Origin of the sequence: Janibacter cremeus, from assembly GCF_013409205.1 — a bacterium.
GTDB classification, from domain to species: Bacteria; Actinomycetota; Actinomycetes; order Actinomycetales; family Dermatophilaceae; genus Janibacter; species Janibacter cremeus.
Map to the genome: position 1 here is coordinate 3038114 of NZ_JACCAE010000001.1, position 16333 is coordinate 3054446.

16 protein-coding genes are annotated in these 16333 nt (G+C 70.3%); 15 read left to right on the forward strand and 1 reads right to left on the reverse strand.

What is annotated here, in order from left to right; translation table 11 throughout:
* The first annotated feature begins 23 nt into the window (after nucleotides 1-23).
* Entirely contained in the window at nucleotides 24-215 is a 192-nt protein-coding gene (locus tag BJY20_RS14470; RefSeq protein ID WP_185992179.1) for a methionine aminopeptidase, read from the forward strand.
* Nucleotides 216-239: 24 nt separating this feature from the next.
* On the opposite strand, the gene panB is transcribed toward BJY20_RS14470, so the two are convergent.
* A complete protein-coding gene (panB, locus tag BJY20_RS14475; RefSeq protein ID WP_185992180.1) occupies nucleotides 240-1127 on the reverse strand; it encodes a 3-methyl-2-oxobutanoate hydroxymethyltransferase in 888 nt (295 codons plus the stop codon).
* A 198-nt stretch (nucleotides 1128-1325) separates the two neighbouring features.
* Here panB and BJY20_RS14480 point away from each other — a divergent pair, with 198 nt between their 5' ends.
* The 14 genes from BJY20_RS14480 to BJY20_RS14545 all read left to right on the forward strand — a co-directional run bounded on the left by BJY20_RS14480 (nucleotide 1326) and on the right by BJY20_RS14545 (nucleotide 16329).
* The gene (locus BJY20_RS14480; protein ID WP_343062919.1) at nucleotides 1326-3734 is read left to right on the forward strand and encodes an immune inhibitor A domain-containing protein; all 2409 of its coding nucleotides are present in this window, start codon (nucleotides 1326-1328) and stop codon (nucleotides 3732-3734) included.
* 77 nt (nucleotides 3735-3811) lie between these two features.
* Entirely contained in the window at nucleotides 3812-5149 is a 1338-nt protein-coding gene (gene glnA / locus BJY20_RS14485) for a type I glutamate--ammonia ligase (RefSeq protein WP_185992181.1), read from the forward strand.
* Nucleotides 5150-5156: 7 nt separating this feature from the next.
* The gene (locus BJY20_RS14490; protein WP_185992182.1) at nucleotides 5157-8129 is read left to right on the forward strand and encodes a bifunctional [glutamine synthetase] adenylyltransferase/[glutamine synthetase]-adenylyl-L-tyrosine phosphorylase; all 2973 of its coding nucleotides are present in this window, start codon (nucleotides 5157-5159) and stop codon (nucleotides 8127-8129) included.
* A 72-nt stretch (nucleotides 8130-8201) separates the two neighbouring features.
* Nucleotides 8202-9545: a histidinol dehydrogenase gene (hisD, locus tag BJY20_RS14495; protein WP_185992183.1), complete on the forward strand. Its 1344-nt coding sequence runs from the start codon at nucleotides 8202-8204 to the stop codon at nucleotides 9543-9545.
* A gap of 5 nt (nucleotides 9546-9550) precedes the next feature.
* Nucleotides 9551-10663 carry a histidinol-phosphate transaminase gene (locus BJY20_RS14500; protein ID WP_221935724.1) on the forward strand — a complete coding sequence of 371 codons (1113 nt, stop codon included), beginning with the start codon at nucleotides 9551-9553 and terminating at the stop codon, nucleotides 10661-10663.
* A complete protein-coding gene (gene hisB, locus BJY20_RS14505) occupies nucleotides 10660-11268 on the forward strand; it encodes an imidazoleglycerol-phosphate dehydratase HisB (RefSeq protein ID WP_185992185.1) in 609 nt (202 codons plus the stop codon). Before BJY20_RS14500 ends, hisB begins: the two co-directional genes overlap by 4 nt.
* An 11-nt stretch (nucleotides 11269-11279) precedes the next feature.
* Complete coding sequence (locus BJY20_RS16195; RefSeq protein ID WP_185992186.1) at nucleotides 11280-11873, forward strand: hypothetical protein; 594 nt, start codon at nucleotides 11280-11282, stop codon at nucleotides 11871-11873.
* Entirely contained in the window at nucleotides 11870-12520 is a 651-nt protein-coding gene (hisH, locus tag BJY20_RS14515; protein ID WP_185992187.1) for an imidazole glycerol phosphate synthase subunit HisH, read from the forward strand. Before BJY20_RS16195 ends, hisH begins: the two co-directional genes overlap by 4 nt.
* Nucleotides 12517-13260 (forward strand): bifunctional 1-(5-phosphoribosyl)-5-((5-phosphoribosylamino)methylideneamino)imidazole-4-carboxamide isomerase/phosphoribosylanthranilate isomerase PriA, encoded by a 744-nt coding sequence (gene priA / locus BJY20_RS14520; RefSeq protein WP_185992188.1) that lies wholly within the window; start codon nucleotides 12517-12519, stop codon nucleotides 13258-13260. The genes hisH and priA overlap by 4 nt, the downstream gene beginning before the upstream one ends.
* Nucleotides 13257-13982 (forward strand): SseB family protein, encoded by a 726-nt coding sequence (locus BJY20_RS14525; RefSeq protein ID WP_185992189.1) that lies wholly within the window; start codon nucleotides 13257-13259, stop codon nucleotides 13980-13982. The genes priA and BJY20_RS14525 overlap by 4 nt, the downstream gene beginning before the upstream one ends.
* A 230-nt stretch (nucleotides 13983-14212) precedes the next feature.
* Nucleotides 14213-14845 (forward strand): translation initiation factor IF-3, encoded by a 633-nt coding sequence (gene infC / locus BJY20_RS14530; RefSeq protein WP_343062920.1) that lies wholly within the window; start codon nucleotides 14213-14215, stop codon nucleotides 14843-14845.
* Nucleotides 14846-14890: 45 nt separating this feature from the next.
* Complete coding sequence (gene rpmI / locus BJY20_RS14535; RefSeq protein WP_185992190.1) at nucleotides 14891-15085, forward strand: 50S ribosomal protein L35; 195 nt, start codon at nucleotides 14891-14893, stop codon at nucleotides 15083-15085.
* A gap of 39 nt (nucleotides 15086-15124) precedes the next feature.
* Nucleotides 15125-15505, forward strand: coding sequence for a 50S ribosomal protein L20 (gene rplT / locus BJY20_RS14540; RefSeq protein WP_185992191.1), 381 nt, complete (start codon nucleotides 15125-15127; stop codon nucleotides 15503-15505).
* 56 nt (nucleotides 15506-15561) lie between these two features.
* Complete coding sequence (locus BJY20_RS14545) at nucleotides 15562-16329, forward strand: TrmH family RNA methyltransferase (protein WP_185992192.1); 768 nt, start codon at nucleotides 15562-15564, stop codon at nucleotides 16327-16329.
* The last annotated feature ends 4 nt before the right edge of the window (nucleotides 16330-16333 follow it).

Here is a 16333-nt window from a genome sequence, read left to right on the forward strand (position 1 = left end):
GCCCGCGGAGAGGACGACAGGCGATGGCGTACTGGTTCAACATCGAGACCCGTCAGGTCGAGACCGACGAGAACCGCTCACAGAATGCGGACGTCATGGGGCCCTATGACACCGAGGCCGAGGCCGCAGCCGCGCTGCAGACCGCCCGGGAGAACACGCAGAAGTGGGACGAGGAGGAGCGTCGGGAGCGCGAGTGGGACGAGGGCGGGGCCTGAGGACCAGCGCCCGCGACACCGTGATCAGCTCTCGAAGGAGTGCTCCGCGGCCGGGAACGAGCCCGCGGCGACATCCGCCGCGTAGGCACGAGCGGCGTCCGTCAGGACCGAGCGCACGTCCGCGTACTGCTTGACGAAGCGCGGTGTCCGTCCCGATCCCAGCCCCGCCATGTCCTGCCAGACGAGGACCTGCGCGTCGCAGTCGACGCCGGCGCCGATCCCGATCGTGGGGATGTCCACCTGGGCGGTGACCGCGGCAGCCGCGTCGGCCGTGACCATCTCGATCACCACGGAGAAGGCACCTGCGGCCCGGACGGCGCGGGCGTCCTCGAGCAGCTGGGCGGCCGCGTCACCACGCCCCTGGACCCGGTAGCCGCCGAGGGTGTGCTCGCTCTGTGGGGTGAAGCCGATGTGCGCCATGACGGGGATGCCCCCCCTCGTCAACCGCTCGATCGTCGGGGCCATCTCGGCGCCGCCCTCGAGCTTGACGGCGTGGGCCAGTCCCTCCTTCATCAGACGCGCAGCCGAGAGGTAGGCCTGCTCGGGGGAGGCCTGGTAGGTGCCGAAGGGGAGGTCGGCCACGACGAGTGCGCTGGCGGCTCCCGTCGCGACGGCCCGGGTCAGCGCGACCATCTCGTCGAGGGTGACCGGGACGGTGGTGTCGTAGCCGAAGACGGTGTTGCCGGCGGAATCACCGACGAGGAGTACCGGAATTCCGGCCTCGTCGAAGATCTGCGCGGTGTTCACGTCGTAGGCGGTGAGCATCGCCCACCGCTCGCCGCGCTCCTTCATCGCCCGCAGGTGCGGGATCCGGGTGCGTTTGCGTCGGGCGGGGGCAGCAGGCGCCTGACCCGCGTAGGGGGCCGGGGTCTCTGCGGTCGGATCAGGTGAGGGCGTGGAGGGCGTGCTCATGGCTCCACCCTAGGCGGACCGGTCAGAGGTAGGGATCGCCGGCAGACGTCCGGCGCCGGTGGGCGGATTGTGGACGTGACGACATGCATCAGTAAGAGTTTCTTCAGAATTTCCGGTGATCCCTGCCGCGGGCCATCGAATCTTGGTTGAGTGCGCACACCGCTGTGGCCACCAGCCACACAAAAAACAGGAGGATCCGTGAAGAGACGCCACACCCATCTCGTGTCCGGTCTCGCCACATCCGCTCTCGTGCTAGCGCTCGTGCCCCTGTCGGCGAGTGCGCAGGAGGCTGGTGGAGGCGTGCCACCCCAGGAGGACAACCCCTCATCCTCGTCAGTCCGGCCCGATGACCTGCCCAACCCCCTCGGTGACGCCCAGCGCGCCCTGCGCAAGGACGCAGTCACCAAGCTCCTCACCGGCGAGGCACGCGTGGTGACGAAGGGCGGATCGAGCGTCATCGAGATCGCCAGCGAGAACCCGTCGAAGAGTTACGCACGCGGGCCCGGCGGCCCCGGCAAGGACACCCGCAAGAACCGGGACCGTCAGCACAAGGGCAAGGGTCACGACAAGAAGTACGTGCAGTACGACGTCGACCGGGAAGCCTCGGTATTCACCATCCTCACCGACTTCGGCGACCAGACGCTTCCGGCCACCGGCGGTCAGCCGGGCCCGGTCCACAACCAGATCGCCGAGCCGGACCGTGACTGGGACGGCGGCAGCAGTGATGACAACTCCACCATCTGGACCGAGAACTTCGACCGTGACCACTACATGGACCTGATGTTCGCGGATGACAAGGAGTCGTTCCGCGACTTCTTCCTCAAGCAGTCCAACGGCCGCTTCGTGGCCGACGGGGACGTGAGTGACTGGGTGCAGGTGCCGTACAACGAGGCCCGCTACGGCCACAACCCGGTCGATGGTGACGGCACGTCCGAGGCGGACGGGTACTGGAGCTTCATCCAGGACACCGCCACCGCCTGGTACGAGGACCAGAAGGCCCGGGGCAAGTCCGACGCCGAGATCCAGGAGTACCTGGCCCAGTTCGACGTCTGGGACCGCTACGACCATGACGGTGACGGCGACTTCAACGAGCCGGACGGGTACATCGACCACTTCCAGGCCATCCATGCCGGTGAGGGTGAGGAGGCCGGTGGCGGCGCCCAGGGTGAGGACGCCATCTGGAGCCACCGCTGGTACGTCCACTCCGACGGCATCGGCAAGTACGGCCCGGCGGACAACCAGATGGGCGGCATCCAGCTGGGCGACTCCGGCATCTGGATCGGCGACTACACCACCGAGCCGGAGAACGGCGGCCTGGGTGTCTTCACCCACGAGTTCTCCCACGACCTCGGCCTGCCCGACCTCTACGACACCGCGGGCGGTGACAACGGCACCGGCTTCTGGACGCTGATGTCGGGTGGCTCGTGGCTCAACCCCGGCACGGAGGACATCGGTTCCAAGCCCGGCTACATGGGTGCGTGGTCGAAGCTGCAGCTCGGGTGGCTGGACCACGAGACGATCAAACCCGGTGAGCGGCACGTCACACGCCTTGGCCCTGCCGACCGTGACCACAGGAAACTGGCGCAGGCGCTCGCGGTGCTGCTGCCCGAGCAGACCGTGACGACGGACTACAACACCCCGTACTCGGGGAGCTACGAGTGGTGGTCCGGCTCGGCCGACAACCTCAACAACACCCTCACGCGTGAGATCGACCTGACCGACGCCGGGTCCGCCTCGGTCGCCGCCCACATGGCCACGGACATCGAGGTGGGCTACGACTTCCTGTACACCGAGGTGTCCACCGACGGTGGGCAGTCGTGGACCGAGCTCGACGAGGTCGACGGTGGTGACCTGTCGTGGAACGAGGTCGAGTACGACCTGAGCTCCTACGTCGGTCAGCCCGTCCAGTTCCGGTGGCGCTACCAGTCCGACGGTGGCGTGGCCCAGGACGGCGCCTTCATCGATGACATCGAGATCGTCGTCGACGGGGCCACGGTGCTCTCCGATGACGTCGAGTCGGGTGAGAACGGCTGGGCCGCTGACGGCTTCACCCGCATGAGCGGTTCGACGTCGGTGCAGGTGCAGAACTACTACCTCGCGGAGAACCGCTTCTACTCGGGGTACGACAAGTACCTCAAGACCGGTCCGTACAACTTCGGTTGGGGCACGACCCGGCCCAACTGGGTCGAGCGCTTCCCCTATCAGGACGGTCTGCTCGTCTGGTACGTCAACAACGCGTACACGGACAACAACACCAGCCAGCACCCTGGCTACGGTCAGGTGTTGCCCGTGGACGCCCGCCCGGAGCCGGTGACATTCAGCAACGGCGCGATGCTCGGCAATCGGCGCCAGCCCTTCGACGCCACCTTCGGCACGCAGCGCACTGATCGCGTCACCTTCCACAACCAGGGGACCGCCGAGACGGTCCGCTCGCGCCACGGCAAGCGCCTGTTCCGTGACTCGGACCCGAACCGCTACTGGTCGGAGGACAACCCGCTCGGCTCGACGAAGGTGGCCGGATCGGGCACGAGGATCCGCGTGCTGGCCGAGCAGCGACACAAGGACCAGATGGTCGTCATGGTCAAGGCGGGTACGAAGAGCCGCTGAAGACCGCAGACCGAACGGTGGTGGGCCCTGACGAGCGGGGTCCACCACCGTCGTCGCCGGTGGGGCAGGATGGACACATGGATCGTCAGCAGGAGTTCGTCCTTCGCACCATCGAGGAACGGGACATCAGGTTCGTCCGGCTCTGGTTCACAGATGTCCTGGGCACACTGAAGTCCGTGGCCATCGCCCCCGCGGAGCTCGAGGGGGCCTTCGCGGAGGGCATCGGATTCGACGGGTCGGCGATCGAGGGCTTCACCCGCGTCTACGAGGCGGACATGCTCGCCCAGCCCGACCCGGCGACCTTCCAGGTACTGCCGTGGCGCGGCGAGTCACCCGGGACGGCCCGCATGTTCTGCGACATCCACCTGCCTGACGGCACCCCCTCGCTGTCGGACGCGCGCTACGTGTTGCGGCGCACCCTCGACAAGGCGGGGGAGATGGGCTTCACGTTCTACATCCACCCCGAGATCGAGTTCTTCCTGCTCAAGCCGGACAGCGTGCACACCGGCCGCCCGGTGCCCGTCGACGACGGGGGGTACTTCGACCACGTGCCGAAGGGGGAGGCCCACGACTTCCGCCGCCAGGCCATCACGATGCTCGAGTCGGTGGGGATCTCCGTGGAGTTCAGTCACCACGAGGGTGCGCCGGGGCAGAACGAGATCGACCTGCGCTACGCCGATGCGCTCTCCACTGCGGACAACGTGATGACCTTCCGGACCGTCATCAAGGAGGTCGCCCTCGAGCAGGGTGTCTACGCGACCTTCATGCCCAAGGTGTTCGCCGAGCATCCCGGCAGCGGGATGCACACGCACATGTCGCTCTTCGAGGGGGACACGAATGCCTTCTACGAGCCGGGAGCGCCATACCAGCTGAGCAAGGTCGGTCGGCAGTTCATGGCCGGCCTGCTGCGCCACGGGCGGGAGTTCACGGCCGTGACCAACCAGTGGGTCAACAGCTACAAGCGACTGTGGGGCGGAGGCGAGGCGCCCGCCCACCTGACCTGGGGCCACAACAACCGCTCGGCGATGGTCCGCGTGCCGATGTACAAGCCGGACAAGGGCAACTCGAGTCGGGTCGAGCTACGCAGCCTGGACGCTGCCTGCAACCCCTACCTCGCCTTCGCCGTGATGCTCGCCGCCGGCCTGAAGGGCATCGAGGAGGGGTACGAGCTGCCCGTCGAGACCGAGGACGATGTGTGGGGGCTGACCGACCGGGAGCGTCGGGCGATGGGTATCCGCCCGTTGCCCGCGAGCCTGTCCGAGGCCATCGAGGCGATGGAGGAGAGCGAGCTGGTCGCCGAGACGCTGGGCGAACACGTCTTCGACTTCTTCCTGCGCAACAAGCGTCAGGAGTGGGCCGACTACCGCCACCAGGTCACCCCCTTCGAGCTGGAACGGCTGCTGCCGCGCCTGTGAACCCCTCGTGACCCCGCCACCACGCCCCGGACCCACCCTCGCCCGGCACGGATTCACCGACACCCGCCGCGCCGAGCGTCTGCTCACCGACCCCGTGCTCGACCTGTCCGAGGGGGTCGAGCAGGATCGGCTGATCCGGGCGCTCACGCGGGCGGCCGACCCGGACGGGGCACTGCTCGGGCTGGTACGGGTGCTCGAGTCCGCCGGCGAGCGAGCAGAGGAGCTGCGCGAGGCCCTGCGCGAGGACGAGCGGGTACGCGACCGTGTCGTCGGCGTGCTCGGCGTGTCGACCGCTCTCGTGGACCACCTCGTGGCTCATCCCGAGCAGTGGCGCGATGCGGTCGACGCGGAGCCGATGACCCCTCAGGAGCGCACCGAGGCGGTGCTCGCGGAGATCGCCGACCCCGGCGTCCTGGAACCGCAGGACGCGATGCGGGTGGCCTACCGTCGCCAGCTCCTGGGGATCACGGCGATCGATGTCACGAGCGACGATCCCGTCGCGGACCTGCCGGACGCGGGAGCTGCGCTGGCCGACCTGGCCGGATCCGCCCTCGAGGCGGCCGTGCGCATCGCCGCCCAAGAACAGGGCGAGCAGGGCCGTCAGGTTCGCTTCGCCGTCATCGGTATGGGCAAGGCCGGGGGCCGCGAGCTGAACTACATCTCCGACGTCGACGTGATCTTCGTCGCCGAGCCGGTAGCTGGTGTCGACGAGGCCGCCGCCCTGGAGACCGCCGCACGCATCGCCACCCGGGTGATGCACGTGTGCAGTGACGTGACCGCCCACGGCAGCCTGTGGCAGGTCGACGCCGCCCTGCGCCCCGAGGGCAAGCAGGGTCCCCTGGTGCGCACCGTCGCCAGCCACCGGACGTACTACGAGAGGTGGGCCAAGACGTGGGAGTTCCAGGCCCTGCTCAAGGCCCGCCACCTTGCCGGTGACCCGAGCCTGGGCGCGGAGTACCTCGGGACGGTCGGGCCGCTGGTGTGGCAGGCGGCATCGCGCGAGGACTTCGTCGTCGACGTCCAGGCGATGCGTCGCCGCGTCGAGAAGCACATCCCACGGGCGGAGGCGAAGCGACAGCTCAAGCTCGGCCCCGGGGGGCTGCGTGATGTCGAGTTCTCCGTCCAGCTCCTCCAGCTCGTCCACGGTCGCACCGACGAGACCCTGCGCTCGCGCACCACGCTGGAGGCCCTGGCGGCGCTGTCCGCGGGCGGCTACGTCGGGCGCGACGACGCTGTCGTCCTCGACGAGGCATATCGGGTGCTGCGTACCATCGAGCACCGCGTCCAGCTGCACCATCTGCGGCGCACCCACCTCATGCCGACGTCGGAGGCCGACCTGCGTCGTCTCGGTCGCTCGCTCCTGCTGTGGGACGAGCCGCAGACGAAGGTCGTGGCACTGCGCACGCGCTACTCCCGCGAGGTCCGTCGCCTCCACCAGCGACTCTTCTACCGACCGCTGCTCTCGGCCGTCGCACGTCTCAGCCCGGCCGAGGCCCGGCTCACCCCTGACGCGGCCCGGGAGCGCCTGGGCGCCCTCGGCTACCGCGACCCGGCCGGCGCGCTGCGACACATCGAAGTCCTCACCGACGGCATGAGCCGACGGGCAGCCATCCAGCGCCAGCTGCTGCCGGTGATGCTCGAGTGGTTCGCCGAGATGGCCGACCCCGACGCCGGCCTGCTCGCGTTCCGCAAGGTCAGCGAGGAGCTGGGTGCTACGCACTGGTACCTTCGCCTGCTGCGGGACGAGGGGGAGGCCGCCCAGGTTCTCGCCCACACCCTGGGGGCCAGTCGATTCGCCGGTGATCTGCTCCTGGTCAGCCCGCAGGCGGTGCAGATGCTCGGGGAGAGTGACGGGCTGCGGCCCCGGACCCGGGAGGAGCTGCTGCGCCGGATGCGCTCGGCCGCCGGCCGCAAGGAATCCCCGGACTCCGCCATCGCGGCGATCCGGACGATCCGGCGGGCGGAGATCTTCCGCATCGCCGTCGCCGACCTGGAGGATCGGCTCGCGCTCGACCGCGTGGGGGAGGCGCTGACCGACCTCAGCGAGGCGACGATCGAGGCCGCCCTCGAGGTGACTGCGGCGCACGTGGCCTCGGAGCGCGGGGAGGCGCTCGGGACCGACATCATCATCGTCGGGATGGGACGTCTTGGCGGTCGCGAGCTCGGGTACTCCTCTGACGCCGATGTCCTCTACGTCCACCAGCCGCACCCGGGCGTGGACGAGCAGTTGGCACAGGAGGCCGCGCTCGCCGTCGTCGCCGAGCTGCGGCGACTCCTCGGCGCGGCCGGATCGGACCCACCGCTCGGGTTGGACGCCGACCTGCGTCCGGAGGGGAAGAACGGCCCGATGATCCGCTCGCTGGCCTCGTACGCGGCGTACTACGAGCGCTGGTCGCACACGTGGGAGGCCCAGGCGTTGCTGCGGGCCCGGCCGGTGGCCGGGGACAGACCCCTCGGTGAGCGCTTCACCGCGCTCATCGACGCCATCCGTTGGCCGGAGGGTGGGCTCGACCAGCGTCAGGTGCGCGAGGTGCGGCGCCTCAAGGCCCGCATGGAGGCCGAACGACTGCCGCGCGGCGCCGACCGACGGGCCCACTTCAAGCTCGGCATGGGTGGACTCTCGGACGTCGAGTGGTCCATCCAGCTGATCCAGCTCCAGCACGCGCACGAGTACCCCGCACTGCGCACGCCACGCACGTTGCCGGCCATGACCGCCGCGGTCGAGGCGGGCCTGCTCTCGGCGGAGGACGAGCTCGTGCTCCGCGAGGCCTGGTCGATGGCCTCGCTGCTGCGCAACGCGGGGATGCTCTTCCGCGGGCGTCCGGTCGACTCCGTCCCCTCGAACCTGCTCGAGGCCGATGGCGTCGGTCGGATCGTCGGGATGGAGCCGCAGTCGGGGCACGCCCTCGCCGAGTCCTACCGTCGTACCGCGAGGCACGCCCGGCACGTGGTCGACCGTGTCTTCTACGGCGAGGAGTGATTCGTCCCACACCGAGGCCGCGCTGGTGAGACGCGGGAGGGAGCCCACCCGCGACGAATCTAGACTGGCTGCATGCTCGCCACGATCGACCTGCGTTCCCAGCCCCTTGGCGCCCGGGAGCTGCGCGCTGCACTGCCACGCGCCGAGTACGACGTCGAGGCCGCACTCGCGGCGGTCCGGCCCATCTGCGACGAGGTCCGTGACCGGGGCGCCGACGCGCTCTACGACTACGCCGAGCGCTTCGACGGGGTGCGCCCGACCTCCCTTCGCGTCCCCCGGGATGTCCTCGAGTCGGCCGTCGAGGCGCTCGACCCGGACGTGCGCGCGGCCTTGGAGGTCTCGATCGAGCGGGCCCGCACCGTGCACGCCGCCCAGCGCCGGACCGACACCACGACCCAGGTCGTCCCCGGCGGCAGCGTCACGCAGCGGTGGATCCCTGTCGAGCGGGTCGGCCTGTACGTCCCCGGCGGCCGGGCGGTCTACCCCTCCTCGGTCGTGATGAACGTCGTGCCGGCGCAGCTGGCCGAGGTCGGCTCCGTCGCCGTCGCCAGCCCACCGCAGAAGGAGAACGTCGGCGTCTTCGCCGGCTACCCGCACCCGACGATCCTCGCCGCCTGCGCCCTGCTGGGCGTCGACGAGGTCTGGTCGATGGGCGGCGCCCAGGCCGTGGCCGGGTTCGCGCACGGGTTCGTCGACGAGGGCGAAGGGGGGCAGTGCCAGCCGGTCAGCCTGGTCACCGGCCCCGGGAACATCTACGTCGCCGCCGCCAAGCGGCTGCTCAAGGGCATGGTGGGCATCGACGCGGAGGCCGGACCCACCGAGATCGCGGTGCTCGCCGATGCCGGTGCCGACCCGGAGTACGTGGCCGCGGACCTGATCAGCCAGGCCGAGCACGACCCGCTGGCCGGGTCCGTCCTCGTCACCGACTCGAGTGACCTGGCCGACGCGGTCACGGTGGTGGTGGAGCGCCGCGCCGCCGCGACCAAGCACAGCGAGCGGGTGATCGAGGCACTGGGCGGGCGCCAGTCCGCCATCGTCCTCGTCGACGACCTCGACGCCGGGCTGCGGGTTGTCGACGCGTACGCGGCCGAGCACCTGGAGGTGATCGCCGCGGACGCTGCGGCGGTCGCCGCCCGGGTGCGCAACGCCGGAGCGATCTTCGTCGGCCCGTACTCCCCAGTGAGCCTGGGTGACTACGCCGCCGGATCCAACCACGTCCTGCCCACCGGCGGCAGCGCTGCCCACAGCAGCGGACTGTCGGTGCAGTCCTTCCTCAGGGGTGTCCACGTCGTGGAGTACACCCGCACGGCCCTGGCCGCCACCGCCGCGCACGTGCTCGCCCTCGCCGAGGCCGAGGACCTGCCCGCCCACGGCGAGGCCGTGTCGGCACGCACGACGGGGCAGGGGCAGCGGTGAGCGAGATGATCGAACAGCTGCTGCGTCCCGAGCTGCGCGGACGCACGCCATACGGAGCGCCCCAGCTGGACGTCGACGTCCAGCTGAACACCAACGAGTCCTCGTACCCGGTTCCCGACGAGGTCGTGCGAGCGGTCTCCGCGGCACTGCACGAGGAACTCAGCGGGTTGAATCGGTACCCCGATCGTGAGTTCACCGCCTTGCGCGAGGCCCTCAGGGACTACTTGGCGAAACACGCCGGTGTCTCCTTTCGACCCGAGCAGCTGTGGGCCGGCAACGGCAGCAACGAGGTCCTGCAGCACCTCGTCCAGGCCTTCGGTGGTCCCGGGCGGACCGCGCTGGGCTTCACCCCCGCCTACTCGATGCACCCGATCATCACCGAGACGCTCGGCACCCGTTGGGTCGATGGGCAGCGGGACGCGCAGACCTTCGACCTCACGGTCGAGTCCGCGGTGGAGCAGGCACGGGAGGTCGATCCGCACCTGGTCTTCCTCTGCTCGCCCAACAACCCGACCGGGTCGGCCCTGCCCTTCGAGGTCATCGAGGCGATGCTCGAGGCCGCTCCGCGCGCGCTGGTGGTCGTCGACGAGGCCTACGCCGAATTCGCCCGCCCCGGCACGCCGACCGCGCTGTCACTGCTCGCCGACCACCCGCGGTTGGTCGTCACCCGCACCATGAGCAAGGCCTTCACCCTCGCCGGTGGACGCCTGGGCTACCTCGCGGCGGGCCCGGACATCATCGACGCCCTGCGTCTGGTGCGCCTGCCGTACCACCTGTCCACACCCACGCAGACTCTCGCCCGCATCGCGCTCGAGCACGCCGACCTCCTCCTCACCACGGTCGAGGCGATCAAGGAGCAGCGCGACCGCATCGTCACCGAGCTCACCGAGCTCGGCCTGGCCCCCGTCCCCAGCGACGCCAACTTCGTGTTCTTCGGCGGCCTCGCCGATGCCCCGGCGACGTGGCAGGCTCTGCTCGAGGACGGCGTGCTCGTCCGTGACGTGGGGATCGCACACCACCTGCGCGTCACGGCCGGCACCCCGCAGGAGACGAGCCGCTTCCTGGCGGCCATGGCCCGGCTCGTCCCCGCCCACATGATGACGAAGGAGAACCCGTGAGCAGCCAGTCCCGCACCGCCACAGTGCGTCGAGGTACGTCCGAGTCCCGCGTCGAGGTGAGCGTCGACCTCGACGGCTCCGGCGTCGGCGACGTCTCGACCGGGGTGCGCTTCTACGACCACATGCTGCTGTCGCTGGCCAAGCACAGCCTCATCGACCTCACCGTCAGCGCCGACGGTGACGTGGACGTCGACGCCCACCACACCGTCGAGGACGTCGCGATCGTCCTCGGGCAGGCGGTCAGGGAGGCGCTCGGTGACAAGAGCGGCATCAGCCGGTTCGGTGACGCCACCGTCCCACTCGACGAGGCACTCGTGCACGCGGTCGTCGACGTCGCCGGTCGCCCCTACGTCGTGCACACCGGCGAGCCCGTCGGGCAGGAGTACGTGATCATCGGCGGCAACTTCGTCGGGTCACTGACGCGCCACGTCATGGAGTCCTTCGCGTACAACGCCGGCATCGCGCTGCACGTGCGCGTCCTGGCCGGACGCGACCCGCACCACGTGGTCGAGGCCCAGTTCAAGGCCCTGGCCAGGGCCTTGAGGTCCGCGGTCGCCCATGACCCGCGGGTCAGCGGCATCCCGAGCGCCAAGGGCGCGCTGTAGATCGGCATGCGATGAGCACAGCCAGCAGGGGAGTGGTCTGTCTCTCCGCGACCGCGGCCAGCGCCGCCGACTGGGTGCGCCGCGGGATCGTCCCGTGCCACGTACTCGAGCACGCCTCGTGGTCGGTCGTCGTCCCGGCACGCACGAGTGCGGCCGCCGGCGCTCCCTACGACGACGCGCTGACCGTGCTGGCCTCCCGGCACATCAGGCCCCGGCTTGGTCCTGCCATCGGGCTCTTCCGCTTCGACGACGTCGCCGTGCTGACCGGCCGCGCGGCCGGTCGGGCGTCGACCCGGTGGGCGCTGCGCGACGGCGACGGCAGGGTCGTGGGGGGAGAGGACCTGCCCCGGCTCTCACCCGAGGACCTGCACCGCACCCTCGCCAGTGGTCCCGCCACGCGAGAGGTGCCGATTCGCCGGGTCCGTGATCTCTGGCACCGCAGCGAGCTGACCCACGACGAGTGGCTGGTCGAGGTGATCACGGTCCTGGGGCTTCCCGGCGGCAGGGTGCTCGACGGCACCGACACCCACCTCGGCCCGGTCATCGCCCCCCACGCGCGATCGATCGCGGGCTTCGAGTCCGCCGTGAAGGATGTGCACCAGTGACCAGGCCCCGTGTGAGCGTGCTCGACCACGGCTCCGGCAACGTGCACTCGGTCGTGCGCGCCCTCGCCCATGTCGGCGCCGACGTCGAGCTGACGGCCGAGCGCAACCGTGTCCTCGCCGCGGACGGGCTCCTCGTCCCCGGTGTCGGCAACTTCCACGCCTGCATGGCCGGCCTCGAGGCGGTCGGCGGCGGAGCTCTCATCGATGCCCGGTTGGCCGGGGGACGCCCTGTCCTGGGAGTGTGCGTCGGGATGCAGGTGATGTTCGAGGGGTCCGACGAGCCGAGCGGGACCGCTCCGGCCAGGGCGGGTCTGGGGCAGTGGCCGGGGACCGTCACCCGGCTGCGAGCGCCCGTCGTCCCGCACATGGGATGGTCGACGACCACCCCGGCCGCGGGCAGCGTGCTCTTCGGCGGCATCGAGGACGAGCGCTTCTACTTCGTCCACTCCTACGGGGTGGCCGCCTGGGACCTGCGCGTGGCGCCCGGAGGGCTGGCCGCGACCGCCCCTCGGGTCACGTGGAGCGAGCACGGGGCCCCCTTCGTCGCGGCCGTCGAGAACGGCCCGTTGTCCGCAACGCAGTTCCACCCGGAGAAGTCCGGGGACGCGGGACTGCACCTTCTGAAGAACTGGGTGATGTCACTGTGACCACGACCGAGACCGCACGGCTGGAGCTGCTTCCCGCCGTCGACGTGCGCGAGGGGCGGGCCGTGCAGCTGCAGCAGGGCATCTCCGGCTCGGGCTGGGACTTCGGCGACCCCCTGCAGGCTGCCCGGGCCTGGCAGGAGGAGGGCGCCGAGTGGATCCACCTGGTCGACCTCGACGCGGCCTTCGGCGAAGGGAGCAACCGTGACCTCCTCGCCGGGATCGTCGGCCGGCTCGACCTCAAGGTCGAGCTGAGCGGCGGGATCCGGGACCAGGCCTCGCTCACGGCGGCGCTCGACTCCGGGTGCGCCCGGGTCAACCTCGGCACCGCCGCACTGGAGAACCCCGAGTGGACGGCCCGGGCCATCGCCGAGCACGGCGACCGGATCGCGGTCGGCCTCGACGTGCGCGGCACCACGCTGGCCGCACGAGGCTGGACCCGGGAGGGCGGCGACCTCTGGGAGACACTCGCCCGTCTCGACTCCGAGGGCTGTACCCGCTACGTCGTCACCGACGTGGCGAAGGACGGCATGCTGGCCGGCCCCAACCTCGAGCTGCTGCGCAGCGTCTGCCAGGCCACCCCGGCCAAGGTCGTCGCCTCCGGTGGGGTGACGACCCGCGAGGACGTCGTCGCCCTGCGCGAGCTGGTGCCCGTCGGGGTCGAGGGGGCCATCATCGGCTCGGCGCTGTACAAGGGCACGGTGACCCTCACCGAGGCCCTCGATGCAGCGGGTCGGCCATGACCACGCCCGGCGACTCGGCCGGAGTGCCGTGGGAGGGACGAGAGCTGCCCACGGGTGGATTCGAGGGTGACACCGGCACCGCCGATCCCGCTCTGATGCGGGCCCTGACCACCGGTGGCGAGGCGGACGTGATGCGTACGCTGGCGAAGGCTCGCCTGATCGTCCCCGTCACCGCGGTCGCCGGCGAGCTCGGCGAGGGCGTGGACGGCCATGTCGCCGACAAGGAGGGGGACATGGCCGTCGCCCTCCTGGAGCACCCGGACGGACGCACGGCGCTGCCCGTCTTCACCTCGATGGAGGCCCTGGCCGCCTTCAGCTCCACGATGCGGCCGGTGCCGGTCGAGGCGTCGAAGGCGGCGCAGGCAGCGGTGGGCGAGCGTGCCGACCTCATGGTGCTCGACTGCGCGAGCGAGCAGGCCTTCGAGATCCGTGCCTCGATGGTCTGGGCACTGGCCCAGCAGCGCGAGTGGTTGCCCGCGCACGAGGACCCCTTCGTCGAGGCCTCGATCGCGCGGGTGTGCGGCACCCACGAGGAGGTCACCGGCCACGTCCTCTCGGCGGGAGCACCGGACGGCCAAGGGGTGCTCCAGATCGAGCTGACCCTCGTGCCGGGCCTGGGCCAGGAGGGGATCGAGCAGCTCGTGACCACCATGGCCGAGGAGCTGGCCACCGACGGCGAGCTGCGTGCCCGGGTCGACGGGTTGAGCTTCGCCATCACCTGATTTCCTGTCCCGAGGGTCGCGCTGCTATCGTTGGGACCGACCGGTCATCGTCTTGCGACGGTGACGCAAGAGGAGCCTCGCTTCCCACCCGCGACGACCACATGGTTGCCGGGTCTCAGGTCTCGGTGCGGTACGAACCGCCGGCGGTCTTCGTCGAGGTGTTCGTGGGCATCGTGCTCTGGTGAGGCTCCTCGCGATCGGCGAGGAGCCTTTCTTCGTCGGTGGCGGGAGTGACACACCGAGCTAAGGAGCAGCACATCAGCGAGCCTCGCATCAATGACCGAATCCGCGTCCCAGAGGTGCGTTTGGTCGGCCCCAACGGGGAGCAGGTCGGCATCGTCCGCGTGGAGGATGCCCTCAGGCTCGCTGCCGAGGCGGACCTCGATCTCGTCGAGGTCGCTCCGATGGCCAAGCCGCCCGTGGCCAAGCTCATGGACTTCGGCAAGTACAAGTACGAAGCCGCCATGAAGGCGCGTGAAGCGCGCAAGAACCAGGTCAACACGGTCATCAAGGAGATCAAGCTCCGACCGAAGATCGACAGCCACGACTACGGCACCAAGAAGGGCCACGTCGAGCGCTTCCTCGGTGCCGGCGACAAGGTCAAGGTGACGATCATGTTCCGCGGACGCGAGCAGTCCCGCCCCGAGCTGGGCTTCCGGCTGCTGCAGCGTCTGGCCGAGGACGTGGTCGAGCTGGGCACCGTCGAGTCCGCCCCGAAGCAGGACGGGCGCAACATGGTCATGGTGCTCGGTCCGACGAAGAAGAAGTCCGAGGCCCGCGCCGAGGCGCGCCGCAAGAAGGACGACGAGGCAGCCGCCAAGGCAGCCGAGAGCAAGGACAGCGACGCCCCGGCCGAGTCCTGAGCCGGCACGAAGACCAGCACAGCAACACGAAGGAGATCGGCGACCATGCCGAAGAACAAGACGCACAGTGGTGCCAAGAAGCGCTTCCGGGTCACCGGCTCGGGCAAGATCATGCGCGAGCGGGCCAATCACGTCCACAAGTTCCACGAGAAGACCCCGCAGCACGCGCGGCGCCTCGCGAACGATGTCCAGGTCTCCAAGGCCGACGAGAAGAAGATCAAGAAGCTGCTCGGTCGCTGATCTGAGCCTGAATTCCCCCATACCTGAAGGAGTACTCACGTGGCACGCGTGAAGCGGGCGGTCAACGCCCACAAGAAGCGCCGGGTCGTTCTCGAGCGCGCGAGCGGCTACCGGGGCCAGCGGTCCCGCCTCTACCGCAAGGCCCGGGAGCAGGTCACCCACTCGCTGGAGTACAGCTACCGTGACCGCCGCGCCAGGAAGGGCGACTTCCGTCGCCTCTGGATCCAGCGGATCAACGCGGGCGCCCGCGCCAACGGGATGACCTACAACCGGTTCATCCAGGGTCTGCGCGGCGCCGAGATCGAGGTCGACCGTCGGATGCTCGCCGAGCTGGCCGTCAACGACGAGGCTGCCTTCGCCGCCCTCGTCGAGGTGGCCAAGGCCAACGTTCCGGCCGCCGACGCCAAGGCGCAGGCCTGAGCGATCACGTTGGACGCCGGGAGCGCCCACCCCTGACCAACCCCGCCGCCGAGCGGGTGAAGCAGGTACGTGGGCTCTCCCGGCGTTCTGTGCGTCGGCGCACCGGCCGCGTCCTCGTCGAGGGCCCGCAAGGGGTGCGCGAAGCGGTGCGCTTCGTGCCCGAGCGGATCCGTGACCTCTACGTCACGCGGGAGGCCGCGCAGCGGTATGCAGACTTCGTCGGGCCGGCCCGCGACCGGGGTGTCTTCGTCCACGAGGCGAGCGAGGAGGTCCTCGCCGCGATGTGCGACGCCGACACGCCCCAGGGCACCGCGGCCGTCGTCGACTGGACGCCCACGACGCTGGCGGCCGTGCTCGCCCGGGAGCCCCGGCTGCTCGTGCTGCTCACCCACGTGCGCGACCCCGGCAACCTCGGTACCGTCATCCGCGGCGCGGACGCGGCCGGTGCCGACGCGGTCCTCGTCAGCGAGGGATCGGTCGACGTCACCGGTCCCAAGACCGTGCGCTCCACGGCCGGGTCGATCTTCCACCTGCCGGTCGTCACCGGCCTCGACGTCGCCGCGACCCTGACCGCGCTGGACGATGCCGGGGTGCGCCGCCTCGCGGCAGACGGGGTGGGGGAGCGGACCATCGACGAGGTCGATCTGACCACCGCACACGCCTGGGTCATGGGCAACGAGGCCTGGGGCCTGGAGCCGGACACCCGGCAGGCGTGCGACGACGTCGTGCGGGTGCCGATCCACGGCCACGCCGAGTCCCTCAACCTCGCGATGGCGACCACGATCTGCCTCTACACCTCCGCTCGGAGCCAGCGCGTGCCCTGAGTGC